The organism is Myroides sp. ZB35 (genome assembly GCF_001865835.1).
Lineage (GTDB): Bacteria > Bacteroidota > Bacteroidia > Flavobacteriales > Flavobacteriaceae > Flavobacterium > Flavobacterium odoratimimum.
Window position 1 is genome coordinate 3,667,056 of sequence record NZ_CP017769.1, and the last position, 14,833, is coordinate 3,681,888.

Annotated in this window: 13 protein-coding genes; 3 read left to right on the plus strand and 10 right to left on the minus strand. The window is 33.7% G+C overall.

Annotated elements, in window-relative coordinates:
• Positions 1–36 precede the first annotated feature (36 nt).
• Positions 37–1,494, plus strand: a complete 1,458-nt coding sequence (locus BK054_RS16230; RefSeq protein WP_156860103.1) for a hypothetical protein — start codon at positions 37–39, stop codon at positions 1,492–1,494.
• 49 nt (positions 1,495–1,543) lie between these two features.
• Here the strand turns inward: BK054_RS16230 and BK054_RS18690 are convergent, their stop codons facing one another.
• Both BK054_RS18690 and BK054_RS16240 read right to left on the minus strand, forming a co-directional pair.
• Positions 1,544–1,687 carry a hypothetical protein gene (locus tag BK054_RS18690; protein ID WP_232234302.1) on the minus strand — a complete coding sequence of 48 codons (144 nt, stop codon included), beginning with the start codon at positions 1,685–1,687 and terminating at the stop codon, positions 1,544–1,546.
• Positions 1,688–2,322: 635 nt separating this feature from the next.
• Positions 2,323–3,273: an RNase H family protein gene (locus tag BK054_RS16240; RefSeq protein WP_071307553.1), complete on the minus strand. Its 951-nt coding sequence runs from the start codon at positions 3,271–3,273 to the stop codon at positions 2,323–2,325.
• A 279-nt stretch (positions 3,274–3,552) separates the two neighbouring features.
• Between BK054_RS16240 and BK054_RS16245 the strand changes: the two genes are divergently transcribed.
• Positions 3,553–3,792 carry a death-on-curing protein gene (locus BK054_RS16245; RefSeq protein WP_071307554.1) on the plus strand — a complete coding sequence of 80 codons (240 nt, stop codon included), beginning with the start codon at positions 3,553–3,555 and terminating at the stop codon, positions 3,790–3,792.
• A gap of 12 nt (positions 3,793–3,804) precedes the next feature.
• Positions 3,805–3,873, plus strand: coding sequence for a hypothetical protein (locus tag BK054_RS18810; RefSeq protein WP_375294369.1), 69 nt, complete (start codon positions 3,805–3,807; stop codon positions 3,871–3,873).
• A gap of 122 nt (positions 3,874–3,995) precedes the next feature.
• On the opposite strand, the gene BK054_RS16250 is transcribed toward BK054_RS18810, so the two are convergent.
• From BK054_RS16250 to BK054_RS16285, 8 genes are all read right to left on the minus strand, one after another.
• Complete coding sequence (locus BK054_RS16250) at positions 3,996–4,703, minus strand: prolyl oligopeptidase family serine peptidase (protein WP_006263987.1); 708 nt, start codon at positions 4,701–4,703, stop codon at positions 3,996–3,998.
• Between the two features lie 120 nt (positions 4,704–4,823).
• Positions 4,824–5,798 (minus strand): ketoacyl-ACP synthase III, encoded by a 975-nt coding sequence (locus BK054_RS16255; protein ID WP_071307555.1) that lies wholly within the window; start codon positions 5,796–5,798, stop codon positions 4,824–4,826.
• Between the two features lie 324 nt (positions 5,799–6,122).
• On the minus strand, positions 6,123–6,725 hold the full coding sequence (rclC, locus tag BK054_RS16260) for a reactive chlorine resistance membrane protein RclC (protein ID WP_006261485.1): 603 nt from the start codon (positions 6,723–6,725) through the stop codon (positions 6,123–6,125).
• A 65-nt stretch (positions 6,726–6,790) separates the two neighbouring features.
• Positions 6,791–7,627, minus strand: a complete 837-nt coding sequence (locus BK054_RS16265; RefSeq protein ID WP_071307556.1) for a helix-turn-helix domain-containing protein — start codon at positions 7,625–7,627, stop codon at positions 6,791–6,793.
• A gap of 274 nt (positions 7,628–7,901) precedes the next feature.
• Positions 7,902–9,479, minus strand: a complete 1,578-nt coding sequence (locus BK054_RS16270; protein WP_071307557.1) for a calcineurin-like phosphoesterase C-terminal domain-containing protein — start codon at positions 9,477–9,479, stop codon at positions 7,902–7,904.
• 258 nt (positions 9,480–9,737) lie between these two features.
• Entirely contained in the window at positions 9,738–11,090 is a 1,353-nt protein-coding gene (locus BK054_RS16275; RefSeq protein WP_006263991.1) for an alkaline phosphatase family protein, read from the minus strand.
• A 1-nt stretch (position 11,091) separates the two neighbouring features.
• On the minus strand, positions 11,092–13,077 hold the full coding sequence (locus tag BK054_RS16280; RefSeq protein ID WP_071307558.1) for an endonuclease/exonuclease/phosphatase family protein: 1,986 nt from the start codon (positions 13,075–13,077) through the stop codon (positions 11,092–11,094).
• 16 nt (positions 13,078–13,093) lie between these two features.
• Complete coding sequence (locus BK054_RS16285; RefSeq protein ID WP_071307559.1) at positions 13,094–14,830, minus strand: RagB/SusD family nutrient uptake outer membrane protein; 1,737 nt, start codon at positions 14,828–14,830, stop codon at positions 13,094–13,096.
• Between the last annotated feature and the right edge of the window lie 3 nt (positions 14,831–14,833).

Here is a 14,833-nt window from a genome sequence, read left to right on the forward strand (position 1 = left end):
CAAAAACAACCTAAATTTATCAAAATATATCACAATATGATAAATTACATTACTACATCCTTAGCCATTATGGCAGTTATAGGAGCACAAGCACAAGACTTCAATGTCAAAAAAGGAATTATAACAATTAATAAAAAAGAAATCGCTAAGATTGATCGAAAAGGAGTTGTTTATAAATTCACTAGTCTAGATGACAAGACTACCTTTTGGGCAGAAGTGAAAAGCAGTGCTAATAACAACTTCTGGTTACAACTTAAAGGAGAAAATGGAAACGTACAGGATATGGAAATGAAAAATGTTCCATTCACATTAAGTAAGGAGAAACAAGCTATTATGGCAGTATACTTTTCTGCAGATGGCCTAATCACAGAAGAAGGTATTAACTCTGAAAGAGCAACCGAATTGTTTCAATCTTCTAATAAAGAACTTTCTGACAAATGGAATAAAATAGATGGTGATAGAAAAGTAGAAAAAGCAGAAGAAACCGCTCTTTTAAAGAAAGCGAATATTAATGTAACAGATGATGCAAGCATCATGCAAGGAGCTGACAAAATAGGTTTTATCAATACTAAAACAACTAAACAAGCGTACTCTTCACATGAAGCTACAATAGCTGATATCAAAGGAAATGTTATCGCTAAGGTGAGTTATGACGAAACAAAAACAATGAACGCAAAAAGAGGAGTTACACTAACTACGTATGATGACAAACAGTTTGATCTAACAGACCTTAACTACTTTATGGATGCTACAGATCCTATTAAAGCGAATCCTGTGTTTATTGCTAAATTATATGCTAACGGCTATAAATTTGGTGATATGACTCAACAAATAAAAGATTATCGCGATGCTAAGACTACTGAAAAACAAGAAGAATATAATAAGCATGTAGTAGAAGCTAGAGGAAAATCACGTAATATCTATGATCAAGAGGGGTATGTGATCGATAAAAAAGGAACTAAACACACTGGATTAGTAACTATTGAATTTGAATCTGTACCTCGCGATGGAGACTATAGAATAAGTGGTAGCGTTGGGATAGCTGATGTTAGTAGCTATGGTAACTCAGTTGCTATTAAAACTGACAAAAAAAGATTAAACTTTAAAGCAAAAGAGGGTGTAGAGTTTGGTGTAGGTAATGAGCGTTATATCGGTACTCCTACCTCTGATGATGGAGGACTAGGTAACTCTAATGGAGAACTGGATGTATTTGGAGGTTCTAGTAAATTCTTAATAGTCGATTATGACAATGGTGGAAATATGGTGCTACACCACCTAAAAACACCTGATGGCTTCTACCTTCTATTAAAAGGACAGAAAAAAGCAATCTATTTAGGAAACAAATCTACTTTCGGAACCAGAAAAGAGGATACTACTAAAAAATTATTTGATAAATATGTAAACTGTAGTGCTCTTCAGTTCTCTAACTATGATACCAATACATTCGAAGGTCTTAAAAAATTAGTAGATGACTATGTACAGTCTTGTAACTAGTCTAATCTAAATTATAAAATCAAGCCCATCATACGATGGGCTTATTTATTTATAATATTCTTAAAAGCAATTTATCCCACTCATTTTCTTCCTCTTCGATAAGACTACTAACAAGCTCGTTGACAGTCTCGATTCTTTCAATTAATGTGTCTATAACCTCTGCTTCTAATACACCTAGGTCCTTAGTCAACATTAAACAGGTATGCAATAGAGCACATTCTCATCTTGTGCTCTTAAGCTGATCACTTAGTATACAGTTTTCAAAGGTGGATAATTCTATACTCAATGGAATCTTTAACACCCGCTCTCGAATATAAGCAATTAATCTGCATGATTAGAACTCTGATCTACTACAGACTCCTTATACAGGTAAGTAACTAAGGCCATTGCCTTCTCCCAAGCCTCTAAGGCCTTTTCTGGTTTCTTTTTTAACCTGGATTAGAGATAGACATATAAACGAAAAGTAATTATAGATCTAAAACAATACCAACTAAAGATATTCAAGATGAACAAATCGTTAGGAGAATATTATGATTAATTACTAAGCGCTTAATAATTAACAACAATAATCCGATTAATCACGAAGTCAAAAAAGGGAGTAAAACCGAGTAAATAGAAATAAAACGGAGTTCGATATTTATATCTAAACGCAGTGGGTATAATTACTCAAAAGGTTTTTGTCTTATAAATTTGCTCTTTTCTTTCCGAGTTGTTCCCAAAAAGTACGGTTTTAAAGAGGTCTTGAAAGCATTTCGGAAACAAGACTAAGCCATGACAGCAATCTGAAAACATTTAAAACAAGTTTTCACAAAACAAAATCATCCCAAATTATCTATGAAAATACCACTGATAAAAATCAGTATTAAAAGTATCAATCTTACAGTTAGGAATAATCTGTTTTAGCACCCCTTCTTGATGTTGCTTACGCAAGAAGCGGTTAAAGAGTACTGGATGAGGAAAACGTTCTTTTAAAGTCTTATTTTTACGTATTTCATCGTATAAATCCGTAGAACGCAACTCTACTTTAGTCGGTTGATCTGCAAAGTATTGATTCAATTGATCTCGAATAGTCACTAGTAGTTTAATATCACTTGGCATTCTAGTAAATACTTTTGGACGAGTATGGCTTTGACTCTCTTCTGTTTCTTCTTCCTCTTCTTCATGCTCATCCTCTATCTCATCCAAAGCCTCATATACAGGCTCATAAACGATCACTTCTTCAGGCTCTTCTATCGTATCTAATACTACCTCTATCTCTGCTACGCGGTGTTCATTTATCAGATCGTGCAACTTATACTGTAACTCCTCTAGATAAGCTCTATACACCTCATCTATTAGTAAATTAGGTTGTAATAGCATGGCAGCGCCTACATCTCTACACTCTACTAGTTGAGGATACTTTTTATAATTAGACACATAGTTAAAGGTTAATTTATGTCTTTCCATCTGAACTGCAAAACGCATCCATAGATCAACATTCAATGGAGGCTCTCCATCGGCTTTTAACCAATCATTGTATTTCCAATTTAATATCCACCCTTTCTCAAAGGTATTCATCACATACTTAGAAGTCACATAGATAGTTACTTCTGCCCCTTCTTTAATCTGCTCTAATCCCTTGACAATAGCCATAAGTGAAATACGAGATTGAGAGTTTTCTATAAACCCCTCTGCAAATGTTTTGCATTGATCACCTATACACAGCATATTAGCATAAGCCTTAGCGTCACTAGAGGTATCTATCTTTACGCGAGTATATAGGTCTATTTTGTATTTCATATCTATTAAGGAGATTTGAGTACTTAAAGATAATGACTTCTGAGTAAATCACAATAGAAAATCTCATAGCAATAAAGAATTTTCTCCTTACATATTTCTAATTTAAAAAATGTTTTTATATCAATATCTCAAAATGACAAGACAAAACTCTCATTTTCAAAACACAATACACTAGACTTTAGCAATAAGGATAAAACATAAAACTGCCCTCTAAATAAATATAAAGTTGTTAATTGACAGTATAGTTTTTGTAGTATATAAAGTACTTAAAAAAATGTTATGGCAGAGCATGGAAGTATTCTTCTTTATCAGACAGAAGATGGCTTTACTAAGATAGAGACCCGTTTAGAGAACGAAACAGTATGGTTATCTATTGAACAAATGGCGGAATTATTTCAAAAAGACAGAACTGTCATTACCAAACACATAAAAAATGTATTTGAAGAAGGAGAACTAGTAGAACAAACCAATGTGCAAAATTTGTACATTGCAAATTCAGACAAACCTGTCAAGTTTTAAAATCTAGATTTAATCATACCTGTAGGTTATAGGGTAAAAAGCATTCAAGAAACTAAGTTTAGACAATGGGCAACTAGATGACATCTTAAGAGTAGAAGAAGATTTTATAGAGTATATCTTAAAAACAGCGAAGACATTAGCCAATAATATGTAAATAAAACACCCAAAGCTTTTTGACTTTGGGTGTTTTGTTTATGTTATACTTAGATTTCTTCTTTGTTTTCTGAACTAATTGAGGCATTACTCTTCACATGTTGTAATAACCAATTATATACCTCCATGTGTCGATATAGATCTTCTACACTACCATGCGTACCTCCTTTGACTACTTGTAGTTCTACAGGCGCTTTTTTATCACACTTTTGGATAGCAGTCATTATCTTCTTAGACTCTTTTAGTGGTACGATAAAGTCTTTATCTCCATGAATAAGCTTAATAGGGATATTAGTCACAGCACAGGCATCTCTTTCTTCTCCTCCTCCGCAGATAGCGATAGCAGCTGCTATACGATTAGGATATTTACCAGCATATTTCATCGTACCATATCCTCCTAAACTCATTCCAGTTACATAAATGCGACTCTCATCGATATTGTAATTTGCAATCATATAACTTACGATTTCGTCAACCTTATCCGCATTCCATGGCCCAGAAGGCAATTGAGGAGCTACTAAATAAGCGGGGATATCTAATCCCTTCTCTATTCCTTTTAACGCACCATATCTCTTTACCCTATCTATATTAGTTCCCGAAAGACTTCTCCCATGTAAAAAGATAATAAGAGGATTCTTTTCTTCTACGACTTTAGGTTCATTTAACCAAAATTGATAAGTCGTTTTATCCAAAATAGCTTTGGGTTGAGCAAAGGTCGTCAATGAGACCAGACAGATTAATACCGTAAGAAATTTCATAGTTTTTTTTGAAAGTAAATATACTTTTAATCTGTTAAATTCAAAACAAAAAAATCACTGTAAGCATTGAATTTACTGAGTTTCACCTTATGTAAAGTTAGATAACTAACATCTAAACACTTAGTATTTCCACAACATTAAACCAGCCTGATACCCTGCCCCTAATGTCCACATTAAAAAATAATCGCCTTCTTTTAGAGGTGTTCCTTCTTTCTGGTATTGATGTAAAGCTAAAAAAGGACTAGAAGCTCCTGAATAACCAAACTCTTTTGAATAAAAAGGTACTTTTTCTTCTGGTAAGTGATAATGTGATTTAATAATCTTAATGTTTTTTAGCGATAACTGAGAGAATAAGAATAAACTGATATCTTCTATTTTTAGATTGTTCTTTGCTAAAAAGACCTCTATTTTATCTAAAGCAAACTCCACACTTCCACTTCCATCAAATGATGTATCCCACATTGTTAATTCATCAGATAAAGAACAAGAATGTCCTTGGGGTGGATACAGAACAGTATCACAAAAACTACTATCTGTATGATACATGACGTCTATTAATCCAGATGTAGTAGTCTCTTTCTCTACTATAAATGCAAAAGCAGAATCTGAAAAACAAAAAGCTGTTACAGGGTTTTGGCTATCTAAAATACGAGATAACTGATCAGAACAAACTACTAAAGCATTTTTAGCTCTACTACTGCTATTGAGATAATGCGTCACTTGATCTAATGCTACAAAAGCCCCAATACAATTAGCGTTAATATCATAACACATTGTATTATTCTTTCCTTGCAAAGCTTGGTGTATAAAAATAGAGTCACAAGGTATCTGATGCTCTGGAGTACAAGTCACAAAGACAATAATATCTATTTCTTCTATTGAGATACCACTTTGTTTTAAAACTCCTTTTGCCGCCTCAATTCCCATAGAAACCGTAGTTTCATTTGACTCTTTAGCGACTACAAATCGATTATGTCTACCAAGTGCTTCTTGTATCTTTTTCATAGAGACACCTTGGCTTTCGAATTGTTTAATTACTTCCTCATTACATTCAATATTAGAGGGATGATAAAAATACGTGTGTTGCAATTTCATATTAAAATGTTTTTTGATTATTACTTTTTTTAACCATTTATAAAAATATTACTTTTTATAAATAAAAAATAATAAATATGCAAAACAACAACCATAAAGCATATTTAAATTGCAATAATTATAAATAATAAAAACATTAAATAGCAATAATATAAAATATTTTAACTCATATTAATTAATTCTTTTTAACTAGTACACACATTTCGGTTATTAAAAATAATAGTATACTTTCAAAAATTATTATCTCCTCTAAAAATAAAAGCTTAGTATTAGATAATTACTAAGCTTTTATTTTTACTTTATTTTATATTCTAAACCTATTAATCACTTATAAAGCAAATTACGTGCTGAATCACCAGCGATCACTAATCCTGCTGCCATCATGATAATATCCTTTAAGACTAGTCGTCCAGCACCTGATAAATAAGGGAATCCATAGTTAGGTGTAGGAAAATCACCTCCTAAATTAGGCACATATACTTCTGGGGTAGTAATTAGAAATGATAGTGTGACCAAAGACATTCCTAATGTTAATACCCCTCCTAAAAAACCGAGTCTAGGATACCATATCCCTAATAATACGAGTATCCCTATACTTACAATCACTGTACCTAGAATATACGAAAACACATAAGTACCATTCTGTTTATGCCAATCAATGTTCTTCTGCACTACTTTGCCCTCGGGATTTTTATGTTGAGTATATTCATATACTTCTTTGCCAGATTCATCTAATACTGTTTTTGTTGAATTCTGATAAAAAAAGCTCATAAAAGGACTATTCGTTACAAAAGGTACAATACCATCCGCTTCATATTGAAAAGCTTTTAGCCCTCCTATCCAAACCATGACAATACAGATAGATAAACGAAGAAAATGAATCGATTTCTCTTGTAAACTGCTAAATAATACTAAAATTTGTTTCATTGGTTTTATTTTATTTTTCAACAAAACTAGATAGTTCAGCAGAAGGATAACATGGACTATTCCTTCTATTTCATAGACTTTTTTGCCACTACTGATATTCCTACTTGTTCTCTGAATATCTTAGGAGATACACCTACTTCTTTCTTAAAATAACGACTAAAATAAAACTCATCCTCAAATCCTAATAACTTAGCTATCTCTTTTACACTCTTATGAGTTAAATGAAGTTGTTTTTTTGCTTCCAAAATAAGGCGTTCTTGGATTAATTTAGAAGGTGTTTTTCCATAATACTTTCTAACCTTTTTACTAAACACATCAACAGATAAATGATACTGCTCTGCATAAAATGCTACCGCTCTAGACTCCATAAAATGCTCTTCTAGCATCTCTTGAAATCTAGCTATATCTTCTAAAGACAGCCCTGAAGTCTTTTGTTTCTTATTAATCAACTGTTTTTCCTTACTACTCAGTGCTAATACCAATTGTAAATACGTCTTGAGAATCGGAATATCATAAGCAGACTGTTGGTGTTCTAATTGCTCTATTTTATCAAAAAGCTGAGTCAATTCTAGAAATAAAGATGACTGAATAGGAACATAAGGAGCGTCAAATAATGCGTTAAACAAGACCCCATTACATGCTACCTCCTCTTTGTGATATTCTATACAATAGAAGTCTCCATGAAACTGTATAGTCTTCATTGACTTAATTTCTACTTTTTCCCATGTCAACAACTGATAAGGAGATAAAAATAAGATATACTGTCCAGAGCAAGAGTATCTATTAAAATCTAAAGAAAAAGTAGCTTCACCATCTATAAGAATAGCAAAATAATAAGGCTTATTTATAGGAGATAACGCTCCTTCTAACTGCTGCGTGTTTACTTTTATAGAATAATGCATAATACTAAGCTTTCGTTAGTTCTAAATTAGTCATATTCATTTTTCATTTTATATGTCTAGTAAAGATAATAGGAAGAAAACGCTCTGAAAACATTTTATGATTCTTCTAAGAATAGATATAGCAGAAGACCTTCTTATAACTCCCCTACACAAACAGAAAAAGCCCAGTATCTAACGATACTGAGCCCTTTCAACACACTTAATTTAAATCCTGATTCAATTATAAGCGAGCTCGCTATAATGATAAAGAATCTAAACCTTATAAAAAACTATACTATTTACTTTTCTCGATTTTGTATGTCTTTTGTGCGATATGCTCTCTACCAAACATATCTGTCACCTTCACTTCTACTTTATGCTCTCCTAACCCAATATTAAAAGGTAACTTAGCACTCCATAAATGAGATGACTTAATCGGGTGAGATGGTTTCTTTCCAGTTAATAATTTTTCTGTCAAATCATACTTTTGAACTGCCGCATAGAAGCTTGGGTCAAAACTCTCTTCTTTCTTCATCTCTTTCCACTCTCCTCCATCTATTCTATATTGTACTAGGTCTTTCTCTGTTCCCATAAAGACATTCGTATATATCTGATAGTTATTTGCTTTCTTATCCGCAATAACCTTAGGCATAAACAATTCCATTTTATAATCATCTGATTCCCCAGACACTTTATAGTCTAACTCATACTGATTCCCCTTAACTACTAAAGTAGCATATCCTCTAGGGGTTCCATCTCTCATAGTAGAAGCAGGCACACCTAACTCGTTAAACTCGCCTGAGTACCAGTCGCCTGACGTTGTCCCAACATTATACTCATGTAATGGTTTTATACCTGACCATCCTTGTTCTTTCGTATAGAACTGATGCATCTGATAGTGAGTATGTGCAGACAATAGTAAGATATTCTCATGCTCTTTTAAAATATCTAACAACTGTTGTCTAGACTCTTGATCGAAGTGTTTTTCGTTTCCAACAAATAATGGAATATGAAAAGAAATTACCACTAACTTATCTTTAGGAACGAACTTAAGATTATTCTTCACAAAGTCTAATTGATCTTGTCTAAAACCACCTAGATACCCTTTCTTTTTAATTGGGTGAGGATATAGAATATCATCTAATACGATAAAGTGAGCATCCCCATAATTAAATGCATAATTAGCAGGTCCGAAGTTCTTCTCAAAGGTCTCATCAGAGTAGATATCTTCAGTTGCCTCATAGTTCATATCGTGATTTCCCATCACATTATACCATGGTAGCCCTACTTCTTTCATCACTTCTTTATAAGGCGTATGCAAGTCTAATTTATCTCCTACTAGATCACCTAGACTGATGCCAAAAGAGATTCCTTCTGTCTTATTCTTTACCTCATCTACTACTGCTTTTTTAAAGTAATCTAATTCCTCTAGACTATATGGCTGAGGGTCTCCAAAGATAAAAGCCTTAAAATCTGCTGACTCCTCTTGTGCAATCAATCCAAAGTTTACTTCTTTTGGCAATTTTCCTGTTGGAGCTACTCCTTCATACTTAGTTCCTGTTGGTGATCCTTTAGGTTTATGCGTTACATAAGAGGCAGGTAGATTATATTGGTCTAACACAGTAGCGTATTGACTTGGTTTAATCACAAAGATTTGATTATCCCCTGTTAAAGGCAGTTCATACAGTCCTTTATCATCAGTCTGTACGACCTCCACTCCATTAGATACCGCTACCCCTGCTAATACCTTTTCACTTCTATCTTTTTTCCCGTTCTTATTAGCATCCTCGAATACATAGCCACGCACACTAGTCTGTCCGATGGCTAATGCTGCCGTAAATAAGAAGGCAACAGTAAATAATCTTTTTTTCATTATATATGGTTTATGTTGTTACAAATAGAGCGTATTAAAGTATTTCGTTACGAAAAAGAATATTTAATGATTTGATAATATCCCCTTACTGTTCAGAATGTCACTTTTTTTCAATGCCCAAAATTAGTGATGTCTTCCTACACTAATCTTATGCTATTGTTAAGCTTACGTAACTTAATTAATTTAAAAATTACAATCTTCCGAATTTGACTACTATTATTTTAAAGAGTAGCCTTCTTTATAATATTAATTCTATCTTTAGATACTTAGTAGTTGTTGTTTTAACTCTTTTGAAAGAAATTTAAAATCCAGTTCCAATAATTCACTAATAAAGGGGCAAATATCTATCAAAGCCATTTGTTCGATCACCACTCCTTGTTTTATTCCTTTTCCAAAAGCAACAAATCCAGTTTGCATACTTTTATCGCTATTCAAAAATCCGTGTGCTCCACCTTCTTTATTTAACTTACTCAATACTTCTCCTTTAAGGCCTCCACCAAATGTTGTGTGATCTAAACCTGTTAAGGCTAACTCTGCCTCTGGATCTGCACCAAGCTTTTGTAGCTCTTCTTTTGATATCATGCGATAGCGGTTTCTAATTTCTTGTGGTTGTTTTTCTAATAAAGTTTTAACCTTTTCGATTGTTTTTACTTTATTCTTTCCTTGCACTCTCAAAAAAGCTGAACCTCCTTGGGTATGAAACATTGCTTTCCAGTCCATTGTTTTTGCGTCGTCTAACAGTCCTGCATCCTTTAACCAAATATTAGGTTGTAAACGGTGTGTGATTTTCTCAAACCCATGATCTCCTGTAATAATTATTACATAGTTATCTTTCAGTTTTGAACGATCTAATGCCTCAATAATTGTTTTGATTGCACGATCAGCTCCAGCAACACTGGCACGTACCAAAGGACTATCCAAACCATCTTGGTGCTCATAGTGATCTGTACATGGAAAGTGAAGGGTTAATAGATTCGGTTGATACTGCTGAATCATATAACTTCCCATACGTGCAATATTCTCATCCATAATCAGCTCTTCTTCTGTCATTGCCCAATCTTTAGCTCTTAATGTTCCTGTTGCTTCATTTTGTATCTCGCGCCACAAACTATAAGGTGTAGTATATAAAGCTGTAATACTTCTTCTATCGTATCCGTTAGTAAGATCCCATATATCAGGAACATTATAATCGATAGGCGCATTGACTGTTACAGGCCAAATTACATTAGCAGAAGTCAGTTTTTTTTGCTTCACCACATCATATAGTGTTGGTATTTTAATTGCACTATAATCCCAATACCACTTTTGAGAGCCTGTAGCAGGGTCAAAAATATTGTTATATACTATTCCATGTTGAGCAGGAAGTTCTCCTGTAATAATGGTAGTGTGATCTGGATAAGTAACAGAAGGGAAGATAGGAGTAACTGCCTTAGCAGCTACTCCATTTTTCATTAACTCTCGTACTGTATGCATTCCCCATTGCTCTTCTAAATAGAAATCTGGTCTAAAACCATCGATTGTAATTAATACAATATGAGGTGTTTTTTCTTGAGCTATAGCGGTTGTATTTAAACCACAAAAAAGCCCTATCGCAATTAGTATTTTTTTCATATTAATCTATCGTAAAAGTTGCCATAACAGGCCAATGATCTGAAGGCCATATTGCGCCAAAACTTGTTCGTATTACTTTTCCTTCTATTAATTTGAAAGGAGAAGAATAAAAGATATAATCTAAAGTAGTTGAACCTGTTGGCCCCCATTTGTGAAATGTTTTTAATGATTCGTCTACAGCATTCAACAATTTTGGTTGCGTTGTTGCTTTTAAAACATTAATTTCTGTAGTATGAGGTTGTCCATTAAAATCTCCTATACAAATTACAGGGCGATTCTGGTAATTTTGTTCGATAATATTAACGACATCTTTAGCCATTTTTGTTCTATCTTCTGAAGAAACAGTTGTCCAATGACTATTCGTTACAAAATATTCTTTTTGCTTTTGCTTGTCAAATAACACCACCCATGCACCACTTCTATTCTCAGTATATTTCATTTGATAAGTAGCACTCCCTCTCAAATCAAAACGATCTTTTTTATAGAAGATCACTTTAGGTGATCCGTATGAATTAGCTTCGTCCATATAATACCCATAACCTTTGGCTGCCATCTGTTGTTGCATCCATGTTTCAAACCAATTATCAGAAAACTCTTGCAACCCAACAATGTCTGGCATTTCGTCTATAATCACTTGTAAGATATACTCCTTTCTACTCTCTAATGAATAGGGATCTGTAGCATCGTGATGACGAATATTAAAAGACATGACACTTACATTTCCTTTTGAAGGCTCAGGTACTTCTGGTGTTGTATTTCCTTCTGCAAATACTGTTACTCCATTGGCTCTCTCGATGTCTGTTAAAGAAGATTCTCCTGCACAATAACTTAACTGTACAATAGTAGAATTTCTCAGTACCTTCCATTCCTTTCTATCTGTAGAGCCACCTAACTTGATAAAATCTCCTACATCCGAACCTGGTTGACTAAACAAATGTATATTGGAACCTTGTCCAAAAAACGGTTGTGCTTTACCTTCTTTATCTTTTGTTGCATAACGGTCATTTTGTTCTGGCACACGATATCCCCAATTGTTAACAGAATCATATATTCCTTCTAATGATGTACCATAAAAAACAGCGTCTAAAGGAATTGATTCTCCTGTAACTGTTGTTCCTTTGAATACTGCAACACCATCTGCTACATTCTGACCATCTTTTCCTAAATTTCCTAAGATTCCTCCATTAGGGTCTCCAAAACCGTCTCCTGCTTCTAATTTATAATCTTTTGTAGCAATCCAATTAGACGTACTGATATCTGTACTTTTTCCACAACTGCCATAACCTGAAAGTACCTTTGACTTTCCTCCTACATAAAAGAAGGTTCCCTTTTTTGCCTTTCCTGATACTAAATCAAACTTATAGGTTACATTTCCTCCTTGTGCCCATCCTCTATCTCCAACAATACCATTGTTTGCCATAACTACACTATAAGGTGTATGCTCAAAATCAATATCCTCTAAAGCCATTAACTGTACATACTCATACCCTCCAATATGATTTACAACTACTTTGCCTCCATCATAAGTAGAAGATGTGCCATTAGCAGCTGCATCTGTCCCTCGTGGATCGGCTTGTATTCCAGTAATTACAATAGGAGAATTTTGAAGAACAACATCTTTTGGAGCAATATCTAATTTGATCTTGACTTCTTTGTCTTCATTCTTTATTTCTACCACTACTTCGTTAACTTGATTTTCGTAACTACTCTTTAACTTATAGCTTCCAGCAAGCAAATCGCTAAACACAGCTGCTCCTGTTGTTGAAGATTCCTGTTTTTTTATCTCCTTCTGCTTTTCGTCATATAAAGTTACTTCTGCCTTAGCTAAAGGAGACTCTATCTTATTTACCACCAAGGCTGTTAGAGTAAACAACTTTGTAGGATCCTTCTTTGGGTTTTTATTTGTATAATCATCTTCATAATTACAAGAGATACAACAAAGTAATAAAACCACTACTTGAATTATTCTTATTATTTGACTTTTCATTTCTATTACAATTAAATTACCAACCTTGATTCTGACTTAATTTACTATTTAATACAATTGCGCTATATGGAATTGGGTATACATACTGATGGTTTTCATAGATACGTTTTAGATTGTCCATAATTATAAGTGTCCCAGAATCACCATTAGACAACTTGTACTGATTGTTATCAATAATATAGTAGTACACTCCTTTTTGTGGATTTGCAGGTACTTTTGTAACAAAAGAAACATCTGACTTACCATCCCCATTCATATCTAATGGTGTATTCATGGCTGGTACATACATGCCCTCATAGCTTTTGGTTAAAAGCCATCCTAACTTCCAACGTCTTAAATCATCATATCTAAAGCCTTCTAACACCAGCTCTATTCCTCTTTCTCTTCGAATTTCTAATAAATTCGCATCTGATATGTTTGGAAAAAACTCTTGTTTTAAATAGGCATCTGCGACTGTTGGTATGCTACTATTGGTAATACCTGCTCTTTCTCTTAGCAACTTGATTGTTTTGTCCCAATCAGCACCTGTAAATTCTTCTAATTCGGCTTTTGCTTCAGCATAATTCAACAGAACCTCAGCGTACCTAATTAAAGGCAGTGTATTATTATTTTCTGCTACTCCATCTGTAGCAGAAGAATCTAAGGTTAATTTTTTGGGCTGATAACCTGTATAAGTATAGGTGAAATCAGGAGCAGCAGCTTGTCCATCTCTTTTGTAATCTCCCATTCGAATGGTTTGTTCTAAACGTTGATCTCTGCCTTTTACTTCTTCCCAAAAAGGTATAGTTGCATGCCCAGCTTTATCTGTAAAGCGAGTGCCATCTATATTTAAATAGGTATTGATAAACGATTTAGTCAAATTAGAGCGATTCCCATACGTAGCACTTGTATAATACCAATTTGCATCGTTAAAGATTCTATAAGCTGCACTTGCATTAGCCGCTAATATCACTTCTGAAGCTTCTACTGCTTCTTTATTAAACAAGTTTCGATAGCTTTGATTCCCTTGCGCTGTATTTAAGCGATAAGAAGACGTTTTCATTAATTCATCTGCGGCATTAGCAGCTTGTTTTAACCACTCTGACGAACTACCAACCAACCCTAAATCTGTATGATATTTTCGATAGGTTCCTTCAAAAAGACATACTCGAGATTTAAAAGCTAATGCAACTTGTTTGGTAATTCGTGAAGCACTATTATCTTTTCCTCCTTCAATAGCACTAATTGCAAAATCTAAATCTTCTAAAACCTTTTGCATCACCAATTCTCTTGTATCTCTTGGTTTATACAAATCGGGATCATCTACTGTTAGTGTTTTGTCATACCAAGGCACATCGCCAAAACGCTTTACTTTATCAAAGTAAAACCACGCTCTGAAAAAGCGAGCCAATCCTTCGTAATGTGCTTTCCGTTTATCTATGATCTTAGCTCCTTTTGATTTTTCTAAAAAATAATTGATATTTCTCAAATCACTCCAACTCCAACCCCCACTATCATAGGCTGTATAAGTACCTGTTAAATAGTTATTGATTGTTCGACCAATAACATAATCAGACATATTATCTCCACGAACGACATCATTTCCGTTAGGTAATATTTTATAAAAAGAATTGCTATATAATTCTAAATCTTTTTCTGTTGTAAAAGCTACATCTGGTGAAAGTTTATCAAAGGGTAATTGATCCAAGTCGTTTGAACAAGAAGTTGTGATAAACAAACCTGCTAAAGCAGTTATTAATATTATTTTTTTCATTGT